Origin of the sequence: Bacillus sp. FSL K6-2865, from assembly GCF_040311405.1 — a bacterium.
Taxonomy (GTDB): Bacteria; Bacillota; Bacilli; order Bacillales; family Bacillaceae; genus Bacillus; species Bacillus velezensis.
The window spans coordinates 1,260,960-1,281,455 of record NZ_CP152036.1; the positions used below are offsets into that span (position 1 = coordinate 1,260,960).

Annotated in this window: 24 protein-coding genes; 16 read left to right on the plus strand and 8 right to left on the minus strand. The window is 46.5% G+C overall.

The window, feature by feature from the left end:
- The first annotated feature begins 27 nt into the window (after positions 1-27).
- Genes NYE42_RS06435 through NYE42_RS06485 form a run of 11 tightly spaced genes read left to right on the plus strand, consistent with a single transcriptional unit; the run spans position 28 to position 6,857 of the window.
- On the plus strand, positions 28-453 hold the full coding sequence (locus NYE42_RS06435; protein ID WP_015417292.1) for a DUF2634 domain-containing protein: 426 nt from the start codon (positions 28-30) through the stop codon (positions 451-453).
- The gene (locus NYE42_RS06440; RefSeq protein ID WP_225045766.1) at positions 446-1,492 is read left to right on the plus strand and encodes a baseplate J/gp47 family protein; all 1,047 of its coding nucleotides are present in this window, start codon (positions 446-448) and stop codon (positions 1,490-1,492) included. The genes NYE42_RS06435 and NYE42_RS06440 overlap by 8 nt, the downstream gene beginning before the upstream one ends.
- Complete coding sequence (locus tag NYE42_RS06445; protein WP_015239689.1) at positions 1,476-2,054, plus strand: YmfQ family protein; 579 nt, start codon at positions 1,476-1,478, stop codon at positions 2,052-2,054. The genes NYE42_RS06440 and NYE42_RS06445 overlap by 17 nt, the downstream gene beginning before the upstream one ends.
- Positions 2,051-2,323, plus strand: coding sequence for a hypothetical protein (locus NYE42_RS06450; protein WP_342497302.1), 273 nt, complete (start codon positions 2,051-2,053; stop codon positions 2,321-2,323). The genes NYE42_RS06445 and NYE42_RS06450 overlap by 4 nt, the downstream gene beginning before the upstream one ends.
- Positions 2,324-2,325: 2 nt before the next feature.
- Positions 2,326-3,915 (plus strand): hypothetical protein, encoded by a 1,590-nt coding sequence (locus tag NYE42_RS06455; protein ID WP_352426834.1) that lies wholly within the window; start codon positions 2,326-2,328, stop codon positions 3,913-3,915.
- A gap of 12 nt (positions 3,916-3,927) precedes the next feature.
- Entirely contained in the window at positions 3,928-4,353 is a 426-nt protein-coding gene (locus NYE42_RS06460; RefSeq protein WP_053573490.1) for a hypothetical protein, read from the plus strand.
- Between the two features lie 4 nt (positions 4,354-4,357).
- Entirely contained in the window at positions 4,358-4,555 is a 198-nt protein-coding gene (locus NYE42_RS06465; RefSeq protein WP_012117366.1) for an XkdX family protein, read from the plus strand.
- A gap of 56 nt (positions 4,556-4,611) precedes the next feature.
- A complete protein-coding gene (locus NYE42_RS06470; protein ID WP_241458136.1) occupies positions 4,612-5,373 on the plus strand; it encodes a phage portal protein in 762 nt (253 codons plus the stop codon).
- Positions 5,374-5,424: 51 nt separating this feature from the next.
- Positions 5,425-5,688 carry a hemolysin XhlA family protein gene (locus NYE42_RS06475; protein ID WP_003154815.1) on the plus strand — a complete coding sequence of 88 codons (264 nt, stop codon included), beginning with the start codon at positions 5,425-5,427 and terminating at the stop codon, positions 5,686-5,688.
- Between the two features lie 13 nt (positions 5,689-5,701).
- Entirely contained in the window at positions 5,702-5,965 is a 264-nt protein-coding gene (locus tag NYE42_RS06480) for a phage holin (protein WP_241458138.1), read from the plus strand.
- Positions 5,966-5,978: 13 nt separating this feature from the next.
- Positions 5,979-6,857, plus strand: a complete 879-nt coding sequence (locus NYE42_RS06485; RefSeq protein ID WP_007407257.1) for an N-acetylmuramoyl-L-alanine amidase — start codon at positions 5,979-5,981, stop codon at positions 6,855-6,857.
- A 33-nt stretch (positions 6,858-6,890) separates the two neighbouring features.
- Here the strand turns inward: NYE42_RS06485 and NYE42_RS06490 are convergent, their stop codons facing one another.
- From NYE42_RS06490 to NYE42_RS06515, 6 genes are all read right to left on the minus strand, one after another.
- A complete protein-coding gene (locus tag NYE42_RS06490; RefSeq protein ID WP_023356844.1) occupies positions 6,891-7,016 on the minus strand; it encodes a hypothetical protein in 126 nt (41 codons plus the stop codon).
- A 96-nt stretch (positions 7,017-7,112) separates the two neighbouring features.
- Positions 7,113-7,283: a type II toxin-antitoxin system SpoIISB family antitoxin gene (locus NYE42_RS06495; RefSeq protein WP_003154807.1), complete on the minus strand. Its 171-nt coding sequence runs from the start codon at positions 7,281-7,283 to the stop codon at positions 7,113-7,115.
- Positions 7,284-8,030, minus strand: coding sequence for a type II toxin-antitoxin system SpoIISA family toxin (locus NYE42_RS06500; protein ID WP_094032372.1), 747 nt, complete (start codon positions 8,028-8,030; stop codon positions 7,284-7,286).
- Positions 8,031-8,134: 104 nt separating this feature from the next.
- Positions 8,135-9,133: an inorganic phosphate transporter gene (locus tag NYE42_RS06505; RefSeq protein ID WP_020955696.1), complete on the minus strand. Its 999-nt coding sequence runs from the start codon at positions 9,131-9,133 to the stop codon at positions 8,135-8,137.
- 12 nt (positions 9,134-9,145) lie between these two features.
- Positions 9,146-9,763: a DUF47 domain-containing protein gene (locus NYE42_RS06510; protein ID WP_003154804.1), complete on the minus strand. Its 618-nt coding sequence runs from the start codon at positions 9,761-9,763 to the stop codon at positions 9,146-9,148.
- A gap of 285 nt (positions 9,764-10,048) precedes the next feature.
- Positions 10,049-11,365: an amino acid permease gene (locus tag NYE42_RS06515; RefSeq protein ID WP_094032373.1), complete on the minus strand. Its 1,317-nt coding sequence runs from the start codon at positions 11,363-11,365 to the stop codon at positions 10,049-10,051.
- Between the two features lie 322 nt (positions 11,366-11,687).
- On the opposite strand from NYE42_RS06515, the gene NYE42_RS06520 reads away from it, so the two are divergent.
- The 3 genes from NYE42_RS06520 (at position 11,688) to NYE42_RS06530 (ending at position 15,951) form a co-directional block, all read left to right on the plus strand.
- The gene (locus NYE42_RS06520; protein WP_031378808.1) at positions 11,688-12,638 is read left to right on the plus strand and encodes a ring-cleaving dioxygenase; all 951 of its coding nucleotides are present in this window, start codon (positions 11,688-11,690) and stop codon (positions 12,636-12,638) included.
- A gap of 182 nt (positions 12,639-12,820) precedes the next feature.
- Positions 12,821-14,968 (plus strand): glycosyltransferase family 39 protein, encoded by a 2,148-nt coding sequence (locus tag NYE42_RS06525; RefSeq protein WP_352426835.1) that lies wholly within the window; start codon positions 12,821-12,823, stop codon positions 14,966-14,968.
- 11 nt (positions 14,969-14,979) lie between these two features.
- Positions 14,980-15,951, plus strand: a complete 972-nt coding sequence (locus tag NYE42_RS06530) for a glycosyltransferase family 2 protein (protein WP_352426836.1) — start codon at positions 14,980-14,982, stop codon at positions 15,949-15,951.
- Between the two features lie 88 nt (positions 15,952-16,039).
- Here the strand turns inward: NYE42_RS06530 and NYE42_RS06535 are convergent, their stop codons facing one another.
- Both NYE42_RS06535 and NYE42_RS06540 read right to left on the minus strand, forming a co-directional pair.
- Positions 16,040-16,216 carry a hypothetical protein gene (locus tag NYE42_RS06535; RefSeq protein WP_164463354.1) on the minus strand — a complete coding sequence of 59 codons (177 nt, stop codon included), beginning with the start codon at positions 16,214-16,216 and terminating at the stop codon, positions 16,040-16,042.
- A gap of 99 nt (positions 16,217-16,315) precedes the next feature.
- A complete protein-coding gene (locus NYE42_RS06540; protein WP_152535309.1) occupies positions 16,316-17,665 on the minus strand; it encodes a trypsin-like peptidase domain-containing protein in 1,350 nt (449 codons plus the stop codon).
- Positions 17,666-17,951: 286 nt separating this feature from the next.
- Here NYE42_RS06540 and NYE42_RS06545 point away from each other — a divergent pair, with 286 nt between their 5' ends.
- Both NYE42_RS06545 and NYE42_RS06550 read left to right on the plus strand, forming a co-directional pair.
- On the plus strand, positions 17,952-19,511 hold the full coding sequence (locus NYE42_RS06545; RefSeq protein WP_144464003.1) for an MFS transporter: 1,560 nt from the start codon (positions 17,952-17,954) through the stop codon (positions 19,509-19,511).
- Positions 19,512-19,666: 155 nt separating this feature from the next.
- Positions 19,667-20,491, plus strand: a complete 825-nt coding sequence (locus NYE42_RS06550; protein ID WP_007407248.1) for a M55 family metallopeptidase — start codon at positions 19,667-19,669, stop codon at positions 20,489-20,491.
- Positions 20,492-20,496: the final 5 nt, after the last annotated feature.

Here is a 20,496-nt window from a genome sequence, read left to right on the forward strand (position 1 = left end):
TGATCAAATCTAAAAGGAGCGGGTGCAATGGCCCTGACACCGGAAATCGAATTTGAAGATTTGGAGGATGCGAGTGAGGCCATTGAAACTTCACAAACCTACCGAATTGATTTTGAAAACAACCGGATTACCAATGAACTGATAAACGGACTGGACGCAATCAGACAATTCGTCTATATCGCTCTTCACACAGAACGGTATTCATATTCGGTTTTCAGCCATGATATCGGAAACGAACTTCAGGAAGTGCTTTCAGATCAGAACACGACGGATGCTTATAAAAAAATGGAGATTCCAAGACTGATAGAAGAAGCCTTGCTGTATGATGACCGTATTTTGGCCGTTACCAATTTTGAGATTGAGAAAAAAGATGATGCCTTCACCGTCTCTTTTACCGTTGAAACTGATGAGGGCATGCTTGAGATAGAGGAGGTGCTGGGTGAGGATGTTTGAAGCTCAGACGTTTGACGACATTATGGACAGAATGCTGGCGCGCATTACGGCAGATATTGATACGAGAGAAGGCAGCGTCATTTACAATGCGCTCGCGCCTGCGGCCGCTGAGCTCGCAAAGTCTTATATTTGGCTTGATACCGTGCTGGAGCTCGTGTTTTCCGATACGGCTCAGGGAGAATTTCTGGACAGGCGGGCTGCTGAAGCGGGAATTGAACGAACACCTGCCACAAAAGCGGTCAGAGCCGGAGAATTCACAGGGGGCATCACCATTCCGCCAGGCTCCCGTTTCTTCGTTGATAACCTGTATTTTCAATATACGGGGGATGGAACGCTTGAATGTGAAACAGCCGGTGAAGCGGGCAATGCCGGCATTTCAGGGCAGAACCTGCTGCCGCTTGATACGATACCCGGGCTTGAGAAAGCAGTCGTGCGCGATATATTAATTCCCGGCCGTGAGGAAGAAGATGACAACAGCTTAAGGGCGCGCTATTTTACCCGTGTCCGCCGGGAAGCAGTCAGCGCAAATAAACAGCACTATAAACAATGGGCCGAAGAGGTTGACGGCGTCGGCAGGGCGAAAATCTTCCCGCTTTGGAACGGAGCCGGAACGGTGAAGGTTGTCATCACAAATGCGAATTTGGAACCGGCATCAGATATTCTGATCAAGAAAGTAAAGGATTATATTGATCCGGACGAAGGGCAGGGAGAAGGACAGGCGCCGATCGGAGCGGCAGTAACGGTGGAAAGCGCCGTATGGAAGGAAATCGAAATCTCCGCTTCCGTGCTGCCTGAGCTGAACAGCTCGATCGATGACGTGAAAGCGGAGATTGAAAAAGGCGTCCTGAATTTATTTAAGAAAATGGCCTTCGAAGAAAACACCGTCCGTTTATCACAAATTAACAACATCGTTTATAACTCGGCATCCGTCAGTGACTATGCCGATATCAAAATGAACGGTGCGGCGGAAAACCTCGTGCTCAGTGACGTGGAAATTCCTAAACTCAAAGAGGTGACAATCCTTGAGCAGACTCGATGAGATGACGGCGTACCTCCCGCCGTTTTTAACCCGATTAAAGGAGATGGCACAACTGCTTGAGGCGGAAGCTCCCGAATTTGAGCGGCAGAATAACGATATTTTCGATTTGACAGATCAGCTCTTTATCACGACGGCGACGTGGGGGCTTGAACGCTGGGAAAAAATATTAAAAATACCGCGGGAATCAGGTGACACGGAGGATATGAGACGGCTCAGGCTGATTTCAAAGATGTCGAATATTCCGCCCATCACACATCAAGCGATCGAGCAGGCGCTAAACCGTTTTTTAAAACATCCGTCAGCTTACGTTCGGATGTTTCCGGGGCAGTATCGTTTTTATGCCGATATCGGGCTTGATGACCTGCAGCACATGAACGAGCTGATTGAAACGCTTGAAAAAATCAAACCTGCTCATTTGGCGTATACACTGAGAGCCGCATTAAACGAAACACTGGAAATCAAAGACCGGGTCATTCTCAACAATCGGAGATACCGAAAAGTCAGTGAACTGAAGGTCGGTTATTCCGTCACACTCAACAATAACGAGGTGGTCTTACCATGATATCAGCCGCTTACAGACAGCGTGCCGCAGCCGATCTGAAAAACAGGATCACAAAAGTGCTGTTAAACGGAAAAGAAACTCCGATTGCGGACATTTCCGTAAAAGAAGCCGCAGTCACCGTTCTCACACGCAGGGAAGAAGACGTCAAACACATTGAAACCGTGCAGATGCTTGACGAAACAGGAAACGTCATCACAGAACGAAAAACAAATTTAGATCTCAGCAATAACAGAACGCTTGATTTAAGATTTACCTTTGAGGTGGTGTAACGATGGCTTACGAAGAAAAAACAGACTGGCTTCCGGACGATCCGATTAACGAAGATGACGTCAACCGCTGGGAAAAAGGCATAAATGACGCACACACGGATCTGGCGGCCCATAAAAACGACATGAACAACCCGCACAAAACGACAAAGGCGCAAATCGGCCTCGGAAACGTAGACAATGTCCAGCAGGCAGCAAAGAAAGATTTTGATCAGCACAATCAAGATCTGGACCGGCATGTGACGAAGGAAGAGCGCCAGAAGTGGAATAACGGGCAGTTAACAAAGCTGACGGATGATTCAGGGAAATATTTAATAAGTATACAAGATGGCTTGGATTTTCATCAAATTGTAGACCAGCTTAATCAATCTTTTTTCTTTTACACAAATAACACGGGAGTTCATACTCCTCCGCTTTCCACCAGAGGCTTATATATCGGATTCAAGTCTTATGGTGAGGCTCTGGCAATGGATTATGAAGGAGGCACATGGAGAAAAACCCTTAAAGCTTCCGGCTGGACTGATTGGGTTGAGTTAGAAACTTCGGAAGGCGCCCAAAAAAAAGTCGATGCCCACACAAATCAGACTGATAGCCATGTAACGAAAGCTGAGAAGGATACATGGAATGCAGGGCAGCTGTTTAAAATCACCGCTGATAACGGCACGCAAAAAATCAATTTAACTTCCGGCTCGTTTTATGACTCGTTAAAAGATGTTGGTTCTGTAACTTTTTACGGAACCAATGCAGTAACAGACAACCCGTCAAATACGAGTCTCCGAGGTATGCAGTTAGTGGGGCAGCCGGGAATAGGTAATGGTTATGCTGTAGACGTGAAGGGTAATGCATGGTGGTTTTATTATAACACTAATCAAACAGCAATCAATTGGTATCCAATTGAATCCATAGCTGGAGCGCAGTCAAAGGTCGATGCACATGCGATAGATTCATCAATTCATATAAGTCCTATCGAAAGAGACAAATGGAACGGCGGCCAGTTGGCGAAATTGACAAAGGATGATGGGAAACGGACACGCTTAGAAAGCGGATCAGACATACTGGCACTGAGCTCGGGGTTTTATTATGGAATGGGTGCTCAGCTGAAAAACAATCCGGTTGAAAATGATAATTCCTTGTTTAACTATGATGTGATTGAGAGTGAGTCAGGTAGAAAGTCGATTTTGGCTTGGAGAAGTTACGATAACAATGTATGGATTGCAACTGTTCATACAGACGGTGTTTTTAAGGGGTGGAAACGTCTATTTACTGAAGAAGAATTTAATAAAATGACCTGGTATGATTTAACACTAATTAATGGGCATAAGGCTGGCGCAAGAAATCCTCAGTATGCAGTGTGGGGCAACCAAGTATTCACACGTGGTGAAGTGGTTCCCCCAGATTTCGACAGCGTTTTTGCTGTACTTCCTTCTGAAGCTCATCCTTCAACACAGAAATCAATGGCTGCCCCACTCTTTGGAACAACCGGGATAACAAAATATTATGCCGAACCAACGGGAGAACTGAGAATTAACGGGAAATATGCCAAAATAGAGGGGAATATTACAGGGATTTCAATAGATAATAATTTCACTTTGTAATGGGGGATGAATATGCAAGTCTTTTTGTATGATGAGAATTTTTATTTTCAAAGGCCTGAAATCTTAGACAGTACATCAAGTATAATGCCGCAAAACTCAACAACCATAAAACCTCCGGACGGCTTATGGAGGCCGCAGTTTGATGAAGTAAATAAAATTTGGAACGAATCTGCTGATCAAGAATATAAGGAAAATCAAAAAAACAAGTATCAGGATGTGGGGGAGCCGGATCCCATTGTGGAACAGTTGAAAGAAATCGGACAGCAACTGGCAGATGAAAAACTAGCGAGAAAACAAGCAGAACAAGCTCAAAATGCTTTAGGTGTACAATTGTCTGCCGAAGTGGTAGCAAGGGAGAAAACAGAGATGTTGAATAAAACTTTAGGTGAACAAATAGCGTCTTTAAAACTGGAACTCTTAAACGTAAAAGGAGAATGAAAAAATGAAGAGACTTAACTTTTGGGTTTACGCTTTGTTTTATAAGTGGGCCACAATAGAAATGGTAAAACAGGCTATGGGCTATGATGACTGCTCTGCCGAAGATCTGGCTGAAGGTGTGGCCGCGAAGTATATCACGCCTGAGGAATTTCAAGAAATAACGGGTGAAACATACGAAAATTATAAAAATGCTGTGTCATAAGCCAAACGGCTTTTTTTATTTGTCGTTTTTAATAAATGAGAAAAGGAGGACGGCCAATGAAAAAGCATTCATTTGAATTTCCCGCCGATCAACTTGGCAGGCCCGGCGCCGTAAAAGCTTATCGCGGTAACAAAAACGATTATGTCACACCTGTTGCTGATTTGTCCGGAATGGCAGAGCTTCTTACCAATACGCCGCTAGAAGCGATTGAAGTTTACAGCCAATTCGGACAAGACCGTTTAGGAGCCGTCTTAATAAACAGAGCACAGGGGTGGGCTTATTCGGACCGCAGCGGAACTCTTTTTATCGAAGAGAGCGAGGATAACAATTCGTGGACAGCTTCACATTCTGTCGCAGTAAAAGGCGGAGTGCTGACCGCTTCGGGGTGGGTCTTCCTGACAAAACGATATTACCGGTTCCGTTTTGAAAACGGAAATCAAAAGCAGTCCGAATTTGTTTTATACCAATCTGTCGGTACGGGCGGTGATATGGCGTTTTCATATACAGACGTGATTTTTCATGAAAATGCAGCAGAGGCGGGCGAGGGAAGCATCTTCTCGGCGGGCGCTTGGAAAAAACTTCTCGTCGAAATCACCGGCACGGCTGAGTCGGGCCATGTCGCGTTTTGGGGGAGATCCATCTCGGGAAAAAACGTGCCGATCAGAGGAATCAGGTCTGATGACGGGACATCAGCCGCCGGTACGTCAGGCACAGAAGAAGTGTGGTCATTTGAAATTGCCGGCTTTAAGGAAATCGTCATGGAAATCAAAAGTATTTCCGGCGGGAGCCTTTCTGTCAAAGGCACGGCATTTTCGTAAGAATGAAGCTTCCGAAGGGAGGTGAGAACAATGTAAGAGGGGGGAGCGGAAGTGCTTCTGGATGAACAAGCGGTGCAAAAAGAATTCGCAGGCATCAAAGGTGAACAAAAGGTGCTTGAACAGCGGGTGGCCGCATTAGAGCGGGTATCCGACCGGCAGGATCAGCAAATCATGACGCTGAACGAAAAACTGAACAAAATTGACGAAAACACAACATGGATTAAGCGGACCATTACAGGAGCGATCGTGACAGCAATCTGCACGGGCGTCATTGGCGGAGCCATCGCCATCATGTACAATCTGCTGCAAAAGTAAGGGGGAAACCAATATGAAATTCGCGGACAAAGGCACGGTCGTCAGGACGGTGCTTCTTTTGCTTGCTTTATTGAATCAAACTTTGCTGATGTTCGGCAAATCGCCGCTGATTATTCAGGAGGACCAGGTCAGCCAGCTTGCAGATACGCTGTATGCCGCCGGGTCGGCCGTTTTTACAATCATAACGACTGCCGCCGCCTGGTTTAAAAACAATTACGTTACAGCAAAAGGGAAAAAACAGCAGGCTTTATTAAAAATAAACAATTTATCGAAATAGGAGAGATGAGAATATGGTAAAAATCACACAGGATTTTATCCCGGCAGGAAACAATAACCGCCCAGGCTATGCAATGACACCGATTTACATTACGGTGCACAATACCGCCAATACCGCAGTCGGAGCTAACGCCAAAAGTCACGCAAGCTATGTGAAAAATCCCGATACACCGACAAGCTGGCATTTCACAGTCGATGATACGGAAATTTATCAGCATCTTCCGCTGAACGAAAACGGCTGGCATGCCGGTGACGGAAACGGGGACGGCAACCGTAAATCCATCGGTATTGAAATTTGTGAAAACGCAGACGGCAACTTTTCACAGGCCGTGGCAAACGCCCAATGGCTCATCCGCACATTAATGACCTCGCACGGCATTCCGCTTGCAAACGTCGTTGCGCACAAGCATTGGTCAGGAAAGCTTTGTCCGAGAAGACTGTTGGATACATGGGATGAGTTTAAAGCGGGAATCGGTTCTGGGGAAAGACAGACGTATACCGTCCAAAAAGGAGATACGCTGTCAGCGATCGCGCGGAAATTCGGCGTCAGCGTGGCCGATCTGCAGAAATGGAATAACATCGCTGACCCGAACCTGATTAAAGTCGGACAAGTACTGATCGTCAGCCCGCCGGTTGAAGCACTGTATTCTCTTCCGGACGAGGTGATTCAGCTGACAGAGCCGTACACGTCCGGCGAAAAGGTATACCAGGTGCAAAACGCGCTCGCCGCGCTTTATTTCTATCCTGAAAAAGGAGCTGTCAATAACGGAATTGACGGTATCTACGGTCCGAAAACCGCAGATGCCGTGGCCCGCTTCCAATCTGTAAACGGACTGACGTCTGACGGCGTCTACGGTCCCGCTGTAAAAGCGAAAATTCTGATGCAGCTTTAACAAAAAAGCTGAGTCCCGTTCACATTGCGGGATTCAGCCTTTTTTCTTTTTTAACCGGTTCAATAGCCTGAGATTCCTCGCCCGCATCCTCAGCGAATAAGCGGAAAGCCCGAAGCGTCCGTAATCCACAAACTTTACGCGCCTGACAATTTTCTTCACATCATCACCTGTCGCATCTCTTTGTTGGTTTTATTATATGAAAGATAAGGAAAAAAGGAATAAGGACAAGAGCCGTGTCTCCTGTCCTTAGTGTAATCAAGCTTTTTTTTGTTTATACTTGTCAATCAGCCGCTCGTTTTCTTTGAAAATTCTGGCGGTATGAGGGCTGACCTGGTAACTTGCGATACTTGTCATTGAACGTTTTTTAAACATTTTGAACGGTTTCGCTCTTTGTTCCGGCTGCCCGTTTTGAAATGCCTGCTCCATTTAACCGTCACCTTCCTCTTCTATTGGCAGCATTAAATCATAAATGCTCGTTAGCGATGTGAAAAGCAAATAATCGAATTCCGTCAACAGGTTTTCCGACGTGAGTTTGATCACGTAATGGCGGTTCTGGACTGTAAACGGAATAAGCACAAGCCTGCCTTTTTGATCATAGTAGACGTCTTTACGGTTAAGACGGGACTGAACGTCCGCCGCATCAGGCATATGCTCCGTCAAGCGGTCCTTATCCGCTTGTGCGGAATAGTCGCACAAGGAAGCTGTGACATTCATTTTTTCGGCATAAGCGGCCAGCAGTCTGCTGATGCCTTCCGCATAAGCTTCTGTACTTCCATAATATACATGGATCGGTTCATTTTTCAACAGATATTGATAGGTTTTCAGTTTTTCAAGATAGGAGTGAAGCATTTCGTTATTTTCTTCTAAAATTTCCCGCGTATCCGTCTCTAATTCATTGCCGGCGAGCTTTTTGATATACGCGCTCAAAAAGATAAAAGCATCAATAAGGGCGAAGCAGACGGCAACAATCAAATATTGTCTCCATGCGGCAAAGAGCGATTCGGGATCATATGTCCAATAGACCATGGAGCCCAGTACAAATAGTAAATACCACGTTTTACGGATGGCAAACATTTTTTCTTTTACCTTTGCCTCATACCGCCAGGATGCATACACATATAAAATGAGTGCGGCCGCCATCGTCCACACCATGATCTGAAAAAACAAAAGCATGAGCATCCCTCACAATTCGAAAAATGGTCTGCTATGTTCATTCTATGTCATGACATCATTTTCCTGTCACAAAAAAAACCGCTTCTGTAAAGAAGCGGATGTCATCAGAAAAACAGATCTAAGATGAAAAAGGCGATGGCGCCGAGTGTACCTGCAATCGGCAGGGTGATGACCCATGTAATGAGCATCCGTTTAGCCGTTCCCCAGTTTACGCCTTTTACGCGGTGGGAAGCGCCCACACCGAGAATGGAAGACGAAATGACGTGCGTCGTGCTGACAGGGAGATGAATAAACGTGGCCCCGAAAATAATGGCTGCGCCGGTTAAGTCGGCAGATACGCCGTTTACCGGACGGATTTTCATAATTTTTCCGCCGACGGTTTTAATGATTTTCCAGCCGCCGATGGATGTGCCGAGACCCATTGCCAGGGCACAAGAGAGCTGCACCCAAAAAGGAATGGCATCACTTTTATGTAAATTGGCCGTCATAAGCGCCATCGTAATGATACCCATCGCTTTTTGCGCGTCGTTCGTTCCGTGTGTATAGGACTGAATGGCAGCCGTCAAAATCTGCACTCTGCGGAAACGTTTATTTGTTTTCGCCAAATTGCTGTCTTTAAAAATCAGCTTCACGATCGAATATACGATAAAGCCGAGAACAAAGGCGATGATCGGTGATAAAATAAGTGCTTCGAGAATCTTAATGAACCCTTTATAATTAAGCGTTGCAAAACCTGACGCTGCAATGGCCGCTCCGGCGATCGCTCCGATAATCGCATGTGAAGAGCTGCTCGGAATGCCGAAATACCATGTGATCAAGTTCCAGGCGATTGCGGCGAGTAGAGCCGCAAGAATGACAACTGACCCATTGTCTAATGTATAAGGATTCACAATGTCCTTTGTAATGGTTTTCGCCACACCGGTAAATGTCATTGCTCCGAGAAAATTCATGATGGCGGCCATGACGATTGCGTGCCGCGGCTTCAGCGCTTTTGTCGAAACTGAGGTGGCGATTGCGTTTGCGGTATCGTGAAATCCGTTAATGAAGTCAAATACCAAAGCGCATATGACAATTAATATCGTTAAAAGTAATAGAGTATCCATTATAACCCCTCGTTACGCGTTTTTCATAATAATGGTTTCAAGGTTATTGGCAACGCTTTGACAAGAGTCGGCAATTTCCTCAAGCGTTTCGTAAATCTCGCGGTACTGAATCACTTTAATCGGATCGGTTTCTGTGCCGAACAGATTTTTTAATGATTTACGGTGCAGGTTATCACAGCTGTGCTCGTATTCCTTAATTTTAATGGCGTGAGGGTGAATGTCCTTCAATCGGTTTTCTGCAAGCAGCTCAATCGTGATTAAAATTTCCTTCGCGCACTCTCTGATGTATCCGCTGAACTTATCGATATGCTCATCGGAAGAAGTGATCGAGAAAATCTCCATCATTGCTGAAAAATGTTCGATTCCGTCAAGCACGTCATCGAGGCTGTTTGTCAGCTCAAGGATGTCTTCACGTTCAATGGGAGTGATAAAAGCTTTGTTCAGCTCTTTAATCATGACATGAACATGATTATCTCCTTTTGTTTCAAACTCTTTTAACGTATCGGCAAATTCCTTTAAAGTCGTCTGGTTCGTCACTTTAAAGTTGACAAAATATTCTGCGGTTTCGTCTATGTTTTTTGCGATTTCTGTTAAAAGGAGTGAGAACTTATCTTTTTTTCTTTTTATCATTAAAAACCCTCCATTGTTTGAATGAGACAATGCACACATCAAATTATTATATAGCCTTTTGTCGAAAAAAAACAGATAAAGTCGAAAAAAACGCCTCTTGATTTTTTCGTAAAAACGTGTCTCATCCTGTTTTTCTTATGTTACCCACTTCGCCAAAAAAACGTAACATACTTCGAATTCAGACATCTTGCTTAAAAAGTATAACAAAAGATGTGAATTTGCTGTCAACTTTTGCACGTGATTTTGCCAGAAAAAAAACGGCTCCCGTAAAAGGAACCGTTTTTGTCAGTTTTTTCTGCCGTTTTTCAGCCAAAAATAAAGCGGCAGCCCGGCGAGGCCGATCAAGAGGGACAGCACGCAGCTCAGTGTATCTGTAATGATCGTGCTGATCAGCACAAACAGTGAACCCGCGATGGCCAAAACAGGAATGATCGGATACAAAGGCACGCTGTAGGCGCGCGGTTTTCCGCCGCTTTTTTTTCTGAGGATAAACACGGCGAAAAAGGCCATGACGTAAAAAATATAAATCATGAAAATAGAGATTTCAGACAGCTTATCGGGATTGCTGGCGATCATAAAAATAATGGCCAGCGCGATCTGAAATGACACGGCAATCCACGGGGTGCGGAACGTCGGATGCACCCGCGAAATCTGCCCGGCAAACGGCAGCTGTTTCCGTTCCGCCATCGCAAACGAGACACGCGGAAAAGCGAGAATCTTTCCGTTTAAACAGCCGAAGATGCTGACGATGATTCCGACGCTGATCAATTTTCCTCCGATGTCGCCAAACAGCATTCCGGCAGCGGTGCCGGTCGCATTTTCACCGAGTTTGACGATGTCGGTCGCAGGAAGAATGTGCAGCAGCGCAAAGTTAATGAAAAGATAAATGGCGGTGACGACCAGCAGTCCGCCCGTCATCGCTCTCGGGAGCAGCTTTTCCGGATTTTTCATTTCGCCGCCGAGTGCCGCAAGCAGAATCCATCCGTCATAAGCAAACAAGGTGGCCAGTATGGCAGCGCCGAAATTCATGTCCGACATGCTGCTTGTGACGGCTGTGAAAATATGCTGATCGCCTTTCCAAAGGCCGAACACGATCATGCAGATAATCGGAATCAATTTGCCGACAGTCGTAATTCCCTGGACGATGCCGCCATATTTCGTTCCGATAATGTTAATGATGCTTAAAAACAAAACGGCTGAAATCCCGATCAATTTAGACCAGCCGGAATCCCAATTGAACAAGTGCGCCATCAAAGAGCCGAAATACAAGCCGATTGCTCCGATAATGGCGGGGCCGTAAATGATAATTTGAACCCATCCGCACAAAAAGCCCCAAAATTCGCCGTACACTTCTTCGAGATATGTATAAAGTCCGCCCGTTTTCGGAATTTGAGTGCCGATTTCCGCAACGGTCAAGCCGCCGGCAAGCGTCAAAATGCCTCCTAACAGCCACGCGATAAGCGCGGATTTCGCATCACCGGAGTAGGCAAGCACGGCGCCTGGTTTCATAAATACGCCGGAACCGATGATGGTGCCGATAACAAGTGAGAGGGCGATGGTAAGGCCGATCTCTTTTTTAAGTCCGTTCTCTTCAATCTGCATATCCTATCCCTCCAGATGTAAAATCGTCATGCTGAAAAAACTATTTTCCATATTGTAAACCCTAATTGCTGAAACACGAATAAAATAAATTTTCTGATTTTGTTGTTTTCCCTAAAAGATAAAGGTTTCTGCTTTTGAGAAGGAAAAAATACCGTTTCAAAAACGAACATTAATGGTTTTTTAATATAGAAGGTTCGTTATTTGGGGAGCGGCAGTCTGCAGACCGTCTGTGAAGCAGATGGGTTGACTTTGCGATCCGGATAACATAAATTGTATATATAAAATATCTCGAAATCGAGATAATTGACTGGAGGATAACATAATGAAAGTTAATGGAATACACCATGTATCAGCATTGACGGCTGATGCGCAGAAAAATTTAGATTTTTATCGGAACATCCTGGGACTGAAGCTTGTGAAAAAGTCCGTAAACCAGGATGAACCGACGATGTATCACTTATTTTACGGTGATGAAGCAGCCAATCCGGGATCGGAATTGACGTTTTTCGAAATTCCGCGGATTGCGCCGTTTCATGCGGGAACAAACAGTATTTCTTCAATCGGCCTGCGTGTCCCGGATGCACAAGCGCTGCAATATTGGAAAAAACGATTCGAAGAGCATCAGGTCGCTCATGGCGGCATCATGACAATAGCGGGCAGAGAGACACTCGCTTTTTGGGATCATGAAGGACAGCGGCTTGTGCTGACAGCTGACGAAAAAGGAAAAGACATCGGTGAAGCGGTGAAGCAAAGCGGCATACCGGAAGAATATTCTTTCCGCGGTCTTGGTCCCGTTGAATTGACCGTCCCGTATGCCGAACCGACGCTGCGTGTGTTAACCGATGTGCTGGGCTTCACTGAAATCGGGAAAGAAACGCATGAAGACCGGGGCACGGTTACGGTGCTCGAATCCGGAAACGGAGGCGCGCGTACAGAAGTCCATCTCATTGAAAGAAACGATCTTCCGCGCGAGCGTCCGGGAAAAGGCAGCGTGCACCATGTGGCCTTCCGCGTCCAGAATGAAGAGGAGCTTGCTTTATGGCACCGCATCATTACGAAAGAAGGTTTCAGCAACTCAGGCATTGTAGAGCGTTATTATTTCAAAGCGCTGTACTTCCGGGAGCCGAACGGAATTCTGTTTGAATTGTCAACGGACGGTCCGGGATTTATGGTTGATGAAAAACCTGAAGAGCTAGGCAAAACGGTTGCGCTCCCGCCTTATCTCGAACACCGTCGTTCTGAAATAGAAGCACGGCTGAAACCGATACAGTAAATCAGAAATCATGACAGATGCCTCCCGGCTTGACGGGGGCATCTTTTTTTGCTTTTTTACCCGTTTTGTCATTCTTTTTACCTATTTGTAAACGGCAAAATAATTGTCTTTGTTTATTAATAAATTTTTCACATTTGGTTGTTACACTTGTTCAAAGTTAAACAAAAGGAGTGAAAACACAGGTGAAAATGAAAAAACGCGAGATAGACGCAGTCTTCATTCTCATTTTACTCGCTTCCGCATTCTTGAATATGTACAACATCTGGAATGATGATACGGTGAATCCTTATTACACCGCAGCGGTAACGAGTATGCTTCAAAGCTTTCATAATTTCTTTTACGCTTCATTTGACGCAGCCGGGTTTATCACGGTAGATAAACCGCCTGTTACATACCAGATACAAACGATCAGCGCGCTGATATTCGGTATGCACGGGTGGAGCGTCATCCTGCCTCAGGCATTGGCGGGTGTAGGTTCAGTTCTATTCATGTACTTATTAATAAAGCCGACGTTCGGAAAAACGGCGGCGCGCATCGCCTCATTTGTCATGGCGTGTACACCGATCGCAGTAGCGGTCGCGCGGACGAACAATGTCGATGCTTTACTGGTCTTTTTCCTCTTGTTCGCCACATGGCTTCTCTTTAAAGCGATCAGAAAAGGCAGACTGATCTGGCTTTTGGCGGCATTTTTTGTCGTCGGAGCAGGCTTTAACACAAAAATGCTTCAGGCTTATATGATTTTGCCGGCCTTCTTGCTGTTCTATATGATTGCGGCAAACACCACGATTAAGAAAAAAATCATTTCATTGGTAAGCGCGTTAGCCGTTTTAGCAGCCGTTTCATTGTCATGGCCGCTCATTGTTGATAATATTCCTGCCGGCAAAAGGCCATATGTCGGAAGCAGCCAGACAAACTCCGTATTGGAATTGGCTTTCGGATATAACGGGATTCAGCGGCTGACAGGGCAAAGTTCCGGCGGCGGCCAGGGCGGACCGGACGGAAACGCATCGAAAGAGAGGTCTTCTTCCGGCGGTTCTTCACAAATGCAAAAACCGCCTGGCCAGTCTTCAAGCAGCAGTTCAGCAAGCGGAAACAAACCACAAAACGGCAGTATGACGGCACCTCCATCTAACGGGAAAATGCCAAGCGGCGGTCAAGGAGGTCCTCCAAGCGGCGGAGATGGTCCCGGTGGCGGAGGAAAAAGCGGTGCAGGCACCGGCTCGAAAATGCAATCAGGTTCAGGAATGTTCGGAACGGGAACTCCTGGTCCGCTGCGCCTTTTCCAAACGGAATTATCTGATCAGATCAGCTGGCTCCTGCCGTTTGCGATTTTTGGAATGGCCGGTTTATTGATCGCCGGGGCGAGAGAAAGAAGACGATTATCAGCAGAACAGAAGGAAACGATCTTTTGGGCAGCGTGGCTTGTGCCGATTGCCGGATTCTTCAGTGTGGCGGAATTTTTCCACCATTATTATCTCATTATGCTGGCGCCTCCGATCGCGGTACTTGTCGGTGCGGGATGGGTCGCCCTCGTTCATCTGTACCGCAAGCAGGCGGGATGGAAAACTTGGCTATTGCCGGCCGCTATTCTTGTGACAACCGGATTTGAGCTGTTTATCCTCAGAAACTACAATGATCAAATCGGCGCAGGCTGGAGCATCGGAGCAGGCGTTCTCGGCGCAGTGGCAGCAATCGCCCTGTTCGTATTCAAACAGCGCCAAAAACCGCTAAGTTATTATGTTTCACTTGCAGCCCTTCTCGTCTTGATGGTCATGCCGATTTATTGGGCGAGCACACCGCTTCTGTACGGAGGCAACAGCTCATTGCCTGAAACAGGCCCTCAGCTCGCTTCAACAAGCGGAAAAGGCATGGGAATGGATAACGCATCTGTCAATACAAAACTGATCAACTATTTAGAGAAACACAACGCCGGAGCGGACTATCTATTTGCTACAACCGATTCCAATACAGCGGCGCCTTACATTATTAAAACGAAAAAAGCGGTCATGGCGATCGGCGGATTCAGCGGGTCTGACCCGGCCATTACGCTGACTCAATTTAAAAAGCTCGTAAAAGAAGGGAAAGTAAAATACTTCTTAACATCCGGAATGGGCAAAGGCGGAAATAACGATATTGTGCAGTGGGTTGAGAAAAACGGAAAGAAAGTATCTTCAGATAAATGGCAATCAAGCACAGACCAGAAAACGAAAAATAGTGATCCGGCTGATACAAAAAGCAGCAAAGCCGCGGGTAAAAACAGCCGAATGAGCGGCGGGCCGGGCGGAATGAATCAGTCAGCTTCACTATACGAACTTCAATCTGATGAATAGGAGGAAAAAACATGAGCAGACATATTCAATATTCAATAGTCGTCCCGGTTTATAACGAGGAACTCGTCATTCAGACAACCTATCAGCGCCTGAAAGAAGTCATGGATCAAACAAAAGAGCATTATGAATTGATCTTTGTCAATGATGGAAGCAAAGACCGCAGTATTGAGATTTTAAGAGAGCAAAGTCTGATTGATCCGAGATTGAAAATTATTGACTTTTCCAGAAACTTCGGACATCAGATCGCGATCACAGCGGGTATGGATTATGCAGAGGGGAATGCAATCGCCGTCATTGACGCCGATTTGCAGGACCCTCCTGAATTAATCCTTGATATGATTGAGCAGTGGAAAGAAGGCTACGATGTGGTGTACGCCGTCAGAACGAAACGAAAGGGAGAAACCTTTTTCAAGAAACAGACGGCCTCTATGTTTTACCGGCTGCTGCGGAGCGTGACTGATATTGATATTCCGCTCGACACCGGAGATTTCCGCCTGCTGGACAGAAAAGTCTGTGATGAGATGAAAAGATTAAAAGAAAAAAATCCTTTTGTCAGAGGACTCGTCAGCTGGGTCGGCTTTAAGCAGACTGCTGTAGAATATGAACGTGATGAGCGGCTTGCGGGGGAAACGAAATACCCGCTTAAAAAAATGCTGAAGCTTTCCATGGACGGGATCACAACGTTCTCTCATAAACCGCTCAAGGCGGCAAGCTATGCGGGAATGATCTTGTCCGGAGCGGGTTTTCTCTATATGTTTATCGTTTTATACATGAAGCTGTTTACGAACAGCACCATTACGGGCTGGTCCTCTCTGATTGTGATACAGCTGTTATTCAGCGGCATCGTTCTATTAATGCTCGGAATGATCGGCGAATATATCGGAAGGATTTATGACGAAGCAAAAGACCGTCCGCTCTATATCGTGCAAAAAGCGTACGGCATGAAAAACGAAAAGATTTATCGGGACCAGCATATGTCTTAACCGAAACACCCTGTCCGGCCAGCGGACAGGGTGCTTTTATGTGAAATAAAAGCCGCGGGATGACAGAATGTCCCGCGGCTTTTTTCATTCATCTGCGGCCGGTCTGCGTGTGCAGAGAGCGCATGATCAGTCCGGTTCCCGAAAGGTTCAGTAAAATGCTTGCACCCAGCGTCATTCCCCAAGCAGCGTTTTGCTGAGGAAACTGAATGCTCAGCTGCAGCAAGATCAGGCCTGTAACGACCAGCAAAAGTCCTGTTTGTTTCATGTGTATGTATCCTCCTTTGTACACTAAGTCATACGGCTGATCCAGGCCTGAAGTTTCAGCTGTATATAAAAAATCCAAGGCGGCTGCCTTGGATTTTTGTTAAGAAGATGTTTCTTCTTTTTGAGTCAGTTTCATTTTTTTCGTCATTTCCTTGCCGTTTCTGATAATCTTCACGTCAACGGTGCTGCCGACTTTCGTATTCTTGTAGAGAATATTGCGGAGTTCGCTGCCCGTGCCGGTTTCTTTCCCTTTTAAGCTGATAATGATGTCTTCTGCTTTTAATCCGGCTTTGGCAGCAGGTGAGCCCTGCGCCACTTCTCGAATATAAACGCCTTTATTCAGCTGTTTGCCGAAAAGCCCGAGTGTGCCTTCCTGATAGTTTTGCGGCACTTGTTCCAAGTCGATCATGCTCACGCCGATATAAGGGCGCTCCACCTGTCCTTTCGTGAGAAGCTCTTCGGCGATCGGTTTTACATCGTTGCTCGGGATGGCAAAGCCGATGCCTTCTACATCACTTTCGCTGATTTTCATGCTGTTGATGCCGATGATTTTGCCGTCTGTATTTAAGAGCGGTCCGCCGCTGTTTCCGGGATTGATGGCGGCATCGGTTTGGATGACGTTGATGCTCGACTCGCCGGCTGACGTAGAGATCGAGACGGTTCTGTTTAAGCCGCTCACGATGCCTTGTGTGACGGTGCGGGAAAGGTCTTTTCCGAGCGGATCACCGATGGCGATGACGGATTCACCCGTTCTCAGAGCGGATGAGCTGCCGAAGCTTGCCGTTTTTGTCACGTGTTTATCACTGATTTCTAAAACGGCCAAGTCTGTCAGAGAGTCGCTGCCGACGAGTTTAGCTGTTACATCGGTGCCGTCATATAATGACACTTTAAGGGAAGAGGCGCCTTCGACCACGTGGTTATTCGTAATGATATACGCTTTGCCGTTTGCTTTCTTAAAAATAACGCCTGAACCCGATCCGGTTTCCGCATCATCACCCGATGAATTTGAGTTTGAATCTGAGCTTGATCCGAATCCGAATAAATCGGAACTGCTTTGCTGCTTCTGCAGATTGGTGATCCCGACGATCGCCGGTGAAATGTCTTCCACCATATTCGAAATGCTGCTTGAATTTGCCGATGAGCTGTTTGCCGATTTGCCGCTGTCTGATTCAGAAGATGTCTGCTTGGCGGTTACCGATGACGTTTCCTGAGCGGGAGCCGGATTGGAAGTATCTTGAGTCTGATGGTCTCCAAGCGGCGTAAATGTATAGATGCCGAGGGCGAGCCCTCCGCCGATCACTCCGCCGAGAAGCGGTCTGAACCAGCCGAAGCTTCGTTTTTTCTTGTCCTCGTCCGGCGCGGAATATCTGGCCGTCTGCGGGTTTTCTTTTACTAAAAGGACTTCCTGTTCTTTTTGGTCTGTCCGATTTTCATCACGATAGTTATCCATCATGTTCACTCCGTTTCTCTATTTCATCATAGCATGATTTGCCTATTATTACTGACTCCATCTTAAACAAAAAGTGTGGGATAATAATGAAAAGATTGTGGGAAATTGTGAAAAAGACGAAATCGGACGGCGGCGCTTTATATTGACAATTTCCATCGGATTTGAAATAATAAATGAGATATTATGTTCAATCCTTCACATGAAAAGATATGAAAATTCTGTCAAGCTAATGGGGGAGATCTGTTAGCTTTTTCACTTTGTCAAATAGTAAGAAAGGAGCTGTCACATGAAAGAAAAACATCACTGGATCATTTCTCTGCTTGCTGTGCTGGCTGTCGGGCCGGGGCTGATGTCGAATACCGCTCTTTCGGCTGTCCAAAGCCTTGTCCGGCAGACGGTCGGCGGGGAAAACTTTGACTCTTTTCATCCGATTATTATCGGTAATATGGCATTTGCCTTATTCGTGCCGGCGGGGCCGTATTTAAGAAAAAGATTCGGCTCCCGGCCTGTCTATATGATTTCGATGGCCGCGGGTGTCATCGGAGCGCTCCTTGCTGCTGTGACAAATGATATTTATCCGCTCGCCGCGGGCCGTTTTTTACAGGGAGCTGCGGCGGGCACTATGCTGATGATTATGATTCCGATGCTGGTGCTTTCGTTTCCGATTGAGCGCCGGAATTACGCATTATTTGTGTTAATCGGCGGATTTTACGGGTCCGTCATTATGGGGACCGTTTTAGGCACGGCGGCGGCAAGCGCCGGCTATTGGCACTGGCTGTTCGGCATTTTTGGCCTGCTGTCTTTTTTCGGCCTCATTTTCAGTTATATGTGGCTGCGGGATGACGCTCATAAAAATGCTGAAAAATCTCCATTTGACGGCATGGGTTTTCTGTTAGCGGGTGTATCAGCCGTGCTGGCCGCCTATACATTTATTCATCTGCCGAAATGGGGCTTTTCATCATGGCAGATATTGGCGGGATTTGGAGGAAGCATTGTCATTCTTCTGATCTTGCTGACCATGCAGTACAGAAACGAACATGCGCTGATTTCGATTAAACTTATGCTCATTCCAAAGCCGATTCTGGGTGTTTTCATGATCGCTGCGGGCAGTATTTCCATAGCGGTCAGTCTTTCTGCATTTCACGGGGAGCTTCAGACCGCATATCATATGTCACAAACTCAACTGATATTCCTTTATGCGAGCCTTTTGGGAGGCGTGGCCATCGCCGCTGTCATCAGTGCATTAGCATATGATAAAGTCGGTCCGGGCATGCTCGGCATAACAGGCTCTGTTATACTGGTGTTCGTGAATTTCCAATGGATGACGGCGGATCATCATATACCGCTTATTCTATTTGCGGGGCTTTTCGTGATGCTGGCGGCCGGGACAGGGCTTATTGTGGCAGCCGGACTGATGGGAGCCGCGTTGGGCGGACCGCTTCCGGAACTGGTGAAACGCATGACGGCAGTTCAGTTTTTGAGGCTTTTCATTTATATGGGCGCACCTGTTTTAATAGGGTATTTTACGAAAAGAGATGCTTCCGGCACGCTTCGGGGCGCGCGCGGCACACAATCACCGCATGAGCTGCTGATGGGGACATACAGCGATTTGTTTCTTATTGCTTTCATCTTAAGCTTGCTTTTAGTGTGTTTATCATTTGTCATGAATGCGACCGGCATGGGACATAAGCTGGCGCATAAACCGCATGCCGTCCGTAAGCAGGCTGCTGAACAGCCTTCGCCGCAGGCTCCTGAACCGATCAGGCATCAGGTCATTCCCGATCATGAATACAGAAGTGCGGTCAGACAGTTTCAGCGTCATCATATAAGCAAAAACAGTATGTAACTATTTCTATCAGCAAACCCTTTTCCCGGTGAAAAGGGTTTGTTTTTTCCCATAATGGCAGAATGGTATATTGCATGTTTCATCCTTTTTTAATATAATTTGTTAGAATATTCATAATTTAATATCGAAATTTTAAGTAAAAAAGGAGGCATTACATGAAACTGTATCTATCTGTGGATATGGAAGGGATTTCCGGACTGCCTGATGAAACATTTGTCAATTCCCGCATGCACAATTATGAGCGCGGCAGGGTTCTGATGACCGAAGAAGCAAACTGGTGCATCGCAGAAGCGTTTAATAACGGATGCACGGAAGTGACCGTGAATGACAGCCACTCAAAGATGAATAATCTGCTCGCGGAAAAACTTCACCCTGAGGCAGAGCTGATTACGGGGGATGTCAAGCCGTTTTCCATGATGCAGGGGCTTGATGAATCGTATTCGGGCGTAATGTTTATCGGCTATCATGCGAGAGCGTCGATGCCGGGCGTTATGTCGCACAGCATGATATTCGGCGTCCGCCACTTTTACATAAATGATAAGCCGGTCGGTGAACTGGGGTTAAATGCCTATCTCGCCGGATTTTACGATGTCCCGGTCATCATGGCTGCCGGAGATGATTGCGCCGCAAAAGAAGCGGAGGAGCTGATCCCGAATGTGACGACTGCCGCCGTCAAACAAACCATTTCAAGAACCGCGGTCAAATGCCTGTCCCCTCAAAAAGCCGGACGGCTCCTGACGGAAAAAACAGCCTATGCGCTCAAAAATAAAGATAAGGTCAAACCGCTGACTCCGCCTGAAAGACCTGTATTAGGCATTGAATTTGCCAACTACGGACAGGCTGAATGGGCCCATTTAATGCCGGGCACAGAAATCATCCCGGGAACGACAATCGTTCAATTTCAGGCAAAAGACATGCCGGAAGCCTATCAGGCCATGCTCGTCATGACAGAACTCGCCATGAGAACAACATTCTGTTAAAGGGG

What these genes read in the sequence shown, in the direction of transcription:
- NYE42_RS06435 (WP_015417292.1), top strand. Translation starts at nt 28, where the DNA reads ATGGCCCTGACACCGGAAATCGAATTTGAAGATTTGGAGGATGCGAGT.
- NYE42_RS06440 (WP_225045766.1), top strand. Translation starts at nt 446, where the DNA reads ATGTTTGAAGCTCAGACGTTTGACGACATTATGGACAGAATGCTGGCG.
- NYE42_RS06450 (WP_342497302.1), top strand. Translation starts at nt 2,051, where the DNA reads ATGATATCAGCCGCTTACAGACAGCGTGCCGCAGCCGATCTGAAAAAC.
- NYE42_RS06455 (WP_352426834.1), top strand. Translation starts at nt 2,326, where the DNA reads ATGGCTTACGAAGAAAAAACAGACTGGCTTCCGGACGATCCGATTAAC.
- NYE42_RS06460 (WP_053573490.1), top strand. Translation starts at nt 3,928, where the DNA reads ATGCAAGTCTTTTTGTATGATGAGAATTTTTATTTTCAAAGGCCTGAA.
- NYE42_RS06465 (WP_012117366.1), top strand. Translation starts at nt 4,358, where the DNA reads ATGAAGAGACTTAACTTTTGGGTTTACGCTTTGTTTTATAAGTGGGCC.
- NYE42_RS06470 (WP_241458136.1), top strand. Translation starts at nt 4,612, where the DNA reads ATGAAAAAGCATTCATTTGAATTTCCCGCCGATCAACTTGGCAGGCCC.
- NYE42_RS06480 (WP_241458138.1), top strand. Translation starts at nt 5,702, where the DNA reads ATGAAATTCGCGGACAAAGGCACGGTCGTCAGGACGGTGCTTCTTTTG.
- NYE42_RS06485 (WP_007407257.1), top strand. Translation starts at nt 5,979, where the DNA reads ATGGTAAAAATCACACAGGATTTTATCCCGGCAGGAAACAATAACCGC.
- NYE42_RS06495 (WP_003154807.1), bottom strand. Translation starts at nt 7,283, where the DNA reads ATGGAGCAGGCATTTCAAAACGGGCAGCCGGAACAAAGAGCGAAACCG.
- NYE42_RS06500 (WP_094032372.1), bottom strand. Translation starts at nt 8,030, where the DNA reads ATGCTTTTGTTTTTTCAGATCATGGTGTGGACGATGGCGGCCGCACTC.
- NYE42_RS06505 (WP_020955696.1), bottom strand. Translation starts at nt 9,133, where the DNA reads ATGGATACTCTATTACTTTTAACGATATTAATTGTCATATGCGCTTTG.
- NYE42_RS06510 (WP_003154804.1), bottom strand. Translation starts at nt 9,763, where the DNA reads ATGATAAAAAGAAAAAAAGATAAGTTCTCACTCCTTTTAACAGAAATC.
- NYE42_RS06515 (WP_094032373.1), bottom strand. Translation starts at nt 11,365, where the DNA reads ATGCAGATTGAAGAGAACGGACTTAAAAAAGAGATCGGCCTTACCATC.
- NYE42_RS06520 (WP_031378808.1), top strand. Translation starts at nt 11,688, where the DNA reads ATGAAAGTTAATGGAATACACCATGTATCAGCATTGACGGCTGATGCG.
- NYE42_RS06530 (WP_352426836.1), top strand. Translation starts at nt 14,980, where the DNA reads ATGAGCAGACATATTCAATATTCAATAGTCGTCCCGGTTTATAACGAG.
- NYE42_RS06535 (WP_164463354.1), bottom strand. Translation starts at nt 16,216, where the DNA reads ATGAAACAAACAGGACTTTTGCTGGTCGTTACAGGCCTGATCTTGCTG.
- NYE42_RS06540 (WP_152535309.1), bottom strand. Translation starts at nt 17,665, where the DNA reads ATGGATAACTATCGTGATGAAAATCGGACAGACCAAAAAGAACAGGAA.
- NYE42_RS06545 (WP_144464003.1), top strand. Translation starts at nt 17,952, where the DNA reads ATGAAAGAAAAACATCACTGGATCATTTCTCTGCTTGCTGTGCTGGCT.
- NYE42_RS06550 (WP_007407248.1), top strand. Translation starts at nt 19,667, where the DNA reads ATGAAACTGTATCTATCTGTGGATATGGAAGGGATTTCCGGACTGCCT.